The organism is Streptomyces ossamyceticus (genome assembly GCF_001418475.1).
GTDB classification, from domain to species: domain Bacteria; phylum Actinomycetota; class Actinomycetes; order Streptomycetales; family Streptomycetaceae; genus Streptomyces; species Streptomyces ossamyceticus.
Window position 1 is genome coordinate 1 of the sequence record NZ_LIQX01000648.1, and the last position, 4,377, is coordinate 4,377.

Genomic DNA, 4,377 nt, shown 5'->3' on the forward strand with positions numbered 1-4,377 from the left:
GGAACGGAACGGAACGGAACGGCCGGTTCGGCACCGCTGAGCCGCGCCACCCCGGTCATGGGGCCACCCTGGTCACGGGGCCACCCCGCTCACATGCCACCACCCGAAGGGCACACCACCCGAAGGGCACACCAGCAGCCGGGAGCGACCGGCGGGCTGGCCATAAGATCCGAATATGGCTATTGCCTCAGTTTCACCCCCCTCCCAGCCCGGCGGCGGCGCTGTCTCCCGACGGGCCGCCGGGGGCGCGGTCTGGTACCTGCGGGTCGTCGCGTTCGTCAACTTCCTCGGGGCCGTGTGGGTGTCGCTGGGGCAGGACGTTCGGCGGCACAACACCGACGACTACTTCACGCCGTATCTGCTGACGGCAGGGTTCGCGACCGGCGTGTTCACGACGTTCCTGGCGATCACCATGCGACGCCGGAAGCGGGCGGCGTGGATCCTGAACATCGTCCTGAGCACGCTGGTCCTGCTGCTGTTCGTCTTCGCGATGGCCTTCGAGGACCTCAGACGGCACCCGCAGAACTGGGTGTCGCTCACCCTGACCGCGGCGTTCGTCGCGTCCCTGGTCGTGGGGCGGCGGGAGTTCTACGCCAAGGGCGACCGGTCGAACCCCAGACTCGCGGCGGCCGTCGCGCTCGGCGGCCTCCTGGGCTGTTCGCTGCTCGCGGCGCTCCTCGTCACCGTCACCAACGAGGCGGCCGACGAGCACCTCTCGACGTTCTGGGACCGCTGGGCGTACGGGGCCCTGCGGCTGGTGTCGGTGGCCTCCGACGACTCCGACTTCGCGGGGGTCAGCGCCCCCACCTGGGTGGACGTCACCATCAACGTGCTCAGCACCCTGCTGGTCCTCGCCGTGTTCTACGCCGCCTTCCGCTCCCGCAGGGCCGTCGACCCGATCACCGAGGACGACGAGAACAGGCTGCGGGCCCTGCTGGAACGGCACGGCGACCGGGACTCCCTCGGATACTTCGCGCTGCGGCGGGAGAAGAGCGTCCTCTGGTCGCCGACGGGCAAGGCGGGCATCGCCTACCGGGTGCTGGGCGGTGTCTCGCTGGCCTCCGGCGACCCGATCGGCGATCCGGAGGCATGGCCCGGCGCCATCGGGCCGTGGCTCGTCGAGGCCCGGGTGCACGGATGGATCCCTGCGGTGATGGGCGCGGGGGAAGAGGCCGGGACCGTGTACGCACGGCACGGACTCGACGCGCTGGAACTCGGGGACGAGGCCGTCGTCGACACCGCCGAGTTCACCCTCGACGGGCGGGCCATGCGGAGCGTACGGCAGGCGTACAACCGGGTCCGGCGGGCCGGGTACACCGTGCGGATCCGGCGGCACGCGGACATCCCGGACGACGAGATGGCCGCTCTGCTGGAGCGGGCCGACGACTGGCGGGACGGGGCCACCGAGCGCGGGTTCAGCATGGCGCTCGGACGGCTCGGCGACCCGGCGGACGGGCAGTGCGTGATGCTGGAGTGCGCCGACGAGGGCGGTGAGCTGCGGGCCCTGCTGTCCTTCGTGCCGTGGGGGCCGCACGGGCTCTCCCTCGATCTGATGCGACGGGACCGCGACGCCGACAACGGGCTGATGGAGTTCATGGTCATCGACCTCCTCCAGCGGGCCGAGGAGATCGGGATCACGCAGGTCTCGCTCAACTTCGCGATGTTCCGATCAGTCTTCGAACGTGGCGCGCGCCTCGGCGCGGGACCGGTCCTGCGGCTGTGGCGGTCGCTGCTCAGCTTCTTCTCCCGCTGGTGGCAGATCGAGTCGCTGTACCGGGCCAACGCCAAGTACCGGCCCATCTGGGAGCCGCGGTTCCTGCTCTTCGAGAAGAGCGCGGACCTGCCGCGCATCGCCGTCGCCGCGGCCCGCGCGGAGGGCTTCCTGGAGGCGCCGGGACTGCCGAAGTGGCTGCACCGCAGGCACCTGGAGTCACGCCGGTGACCGCGTAAGGGGACGGGCGTCCGGCGACGGACGCGCGGGCACCCGCGTGGGGACCCGGCGTACGGAACAGACGCACGGGACATGGGGACGAGGACGTACACAGATGCGGGCCGGCGGATGAACGGGGTGGCCCGGGCGGCCCACGCCGAGTGGGGGGCGTTGTACGACACCCTGCGCCCGGTCCTGACGCGACGGCTGCGGGCCGTGCCGATGACCGTCGCCGCCGTCGGTCTGGCGACCGTCGTCCACCTCGTGCACCGGCAGTCCTGGGGCTACGGGTTCATCGAGGACGTGGGCGCCGTACGGGCCGAGGACCCGCTGTGGCTGGCGCTGCTGCGGACCCCGCTCTCCCTGTTCGTCCCGGCGCTGGACCTGCCCGTGTGGGGTGCGCTCGCGCAGATCCTGCTCGTGTTCGGGATCGCGGAGATCTGCCTCGGGAAGCGGCGGACGCTGGCCGTGGCGTGTCTGGCGACGCTGGCCGGCACGCTGTACGCGCGCGTGGGCATCGCGCTCGGCCCGGACGTCCCCTTCGTGGGGCTGCCCGCCTCGGACGCCCAGGTCGTCGACACCGGGCCGTCGGCGGCCGTGGTGGGGCTCGCGGTGTTCCTCGGGTGGCGATTCCGGGCGTACGTCACGGCGGGCGCGGTCGTCGTGGCGATGGTGGTCGAGGTGCTGGTCAAGGAGAACCTCGCGGGCAAGGAGCATCTGGCGGCGATCGCGGCCGTGCTGGCGCTGTGCGGGCTGCTGGCCGCGCGTCAGCGGCGTTCCGCCCGGTCGGGCGGGGGCGCCGGCCCGGAGGGCAGGTCCGGGGTGCCGCCGATCCAGTCCTGAAGACGGCGGCTCGGTCCCGACCAGCGGCGGTCGTGACGGTAGGACCGCAGCAGGGCCCTGGCGCGGGCGCGCGGGCGGCGACGGTAGAAGCGGCGGGCCCAGGCGGAGGTCGGGCGGGCCAGGCGGACGGCTCCGACGACGGCGACGATCGGGATGATCACCCCGAAGATCGCCGTGCGGGCCTTGCCCTTGCTGAGGGCGACCAGGGCGATGAAGAAGTTCGTGCCGATGGTGAGCAGGGCGGCGCCCCGGTCCTGGAGCTCCTCCTCGCTGAGGTCGTTGACGCCGAAGGGCAGGAAGCCGCTGAGGACGAGGCCCACCAGGGCCGCCGTCAGCACCACCACCTCGACGCTCTTGCGGCCCTCCTCCGACCAGTACACGTCGTCGAGGTGCAGGATCAGCGCGAACTCGTCCAGCACCAGCCCGGCGCCCATGCCGAAGATCACGGCGGAGAACAGCGAGCCGAAGCCGGGCCCGTCGGAGGCCACCGAGCCGAAGCCGCCGGCGACGGTGAGGAGGACACCGGGGACGACATGGTGGATGTGGACGCCGCCGCTGCCACTGATGTTGCGGAAGGGGCCCTTGCCGGCCCGGATGAGACGGGTGATGAGCCGGGTGATCAGGAAGGTGAGGACGAACGCGGTGAGCGCGAGAAGCAACGGCAGTTTGCCCGGCTCGGTGATGTTCCGTTCCCACCAGTGACCCATAGGGGCACTTTATGTGGATACGCCCCGACTGCCTCGCGCAGTGCTGCCGTTCGGGCCTCCCCTGCCCCTCGGGCGCCGCTCTCGCCCCACCGCCCGCCGGGTAGCCTGCGCCGGTGTCCACGACCCCGGCGCCCGCGCCCACCCTCTCCGACGGCCTGCGTTTCGCCTTCGGCACCCTGACCGTGCTGCCGGTGCGGGTGCCCCGGTGGGACCGCGACGCCGCGCGTGTGGGGATGCTGTGCGCGCCCGCCGCCGGGCTGGTGGTCGGCGCCGCCGCGGCCGCGCTCGGCGGGCTGCTCCTGTTCCTGGGCGCGGGCCCCCTCCTCGCCGCCGTGGCCGGGGTCGCCGTACCGGCCGTGCTCACCCGGGGACTGCATCTGGACGGGCTCGCGGACACCGCCGACGGGCTGGGCAGCGGCAAGCCAGCCGAGGACGCGCTGCGGATCATGAAGCAGTCGGACATCGGTCCGTTCGGCGTCATCACCCTCGTCCTCGTCCTGTTCGCCCAGGTCGCCGCGCTCACCGAGGCGTACGGGGAGTCCTGGGTCCTGGGCACGGTCGCGGCCGTGGTCGCGGCGACCACGGCCCGGCTTGCCCTGACCCTGGCCGCCCGCGCCGGCGTTCCGGCCGCCCGGCCCGAGGGGCTGGGGGCGGCGGTGGCGGGGGCCGTGCCGGTGCGGGGCGCGGTGCTGGTGGCGGCCGTCGTGGGGGGCGCGGCGGCGGGCGCGGGCGCGCTCCTCGGGCCCTACGACCTCGCCCGTACGGTGCTCGCGGTCGTCGTCGGCATCGCCGCCGCCGAGTCGCTGCTGCGGCACAGCACGCGGCGGTTCGGCGGGGTGACCGGCGATGTGTTCGGGGGGCTCGCGGAGACGGCGGCGACGGCGGCGCTGGTCGTGT

At 73.3% G+C, this 4,377-nt stretch carries 4 protein-coding genes; 3 read left to right on the forward strand and 1 reads right to left on the reverse strand.

Annotation, left to right across the window (positions count from 1 at the left end; translation table 11 throughout):
- The first annotated feature begins 175 nt into the window (after nt 1–175).
- Nucleotides 176–1,942, forward strand: a complete 1,767-nt coding sequence (locus AOK15_RS35710; RefSeq protein WP_055522560.1) for a phosphatidylglycerol lysyltransferase domain-containing protein — start codon at nt 176–178, stop codon at nt 1,940–1,942.
- Nucleotides 1,943–2,059: 117 nt separating this feature from the next.
- Nucleotides 2,060–2,773, forward strand: a complete 714-nt coding sequence (locus AOK15_RS46240) for a hypothetical protein (RefSeq protein ID WP_055522562.1) — start codon at nt 2,060–2,062, stop codon at nt 2,771–2,773.
- Here AOK15_RS46240 and AOK15_RS35720 read toward each other — a convergent pair.
- Nucleotides 2,698–3,480, reverse strand: coding sequence for a hypothetical protein (locus AOK15_RS35720; RefSeq protein ID WP_055522564.1), 783 nt, complete (start codon nt 3,478–3,480; stop codon nt 2,698–2,700). The two genes, AOK15_RS46240 and AOK15_RS35720, sit on opposite strands and share 76 nt — an antisense overlap.
- A gap of 113 nt (nt 3,481–3,593) precedes the next feature.
- On the opposite strand from AOK15_RS35720, the gene AOK15_RS35725 reads away from it, so the two are divergent.
- The coding region (locus tag AOK15_RS35725) for an adenosylcobinamide-GDP ribazoletransferase (RefSeq protein ID WP_055522566.1) at nt 3,594–4,377 on the forward strand (784 nt) is incomplete at its 3' end.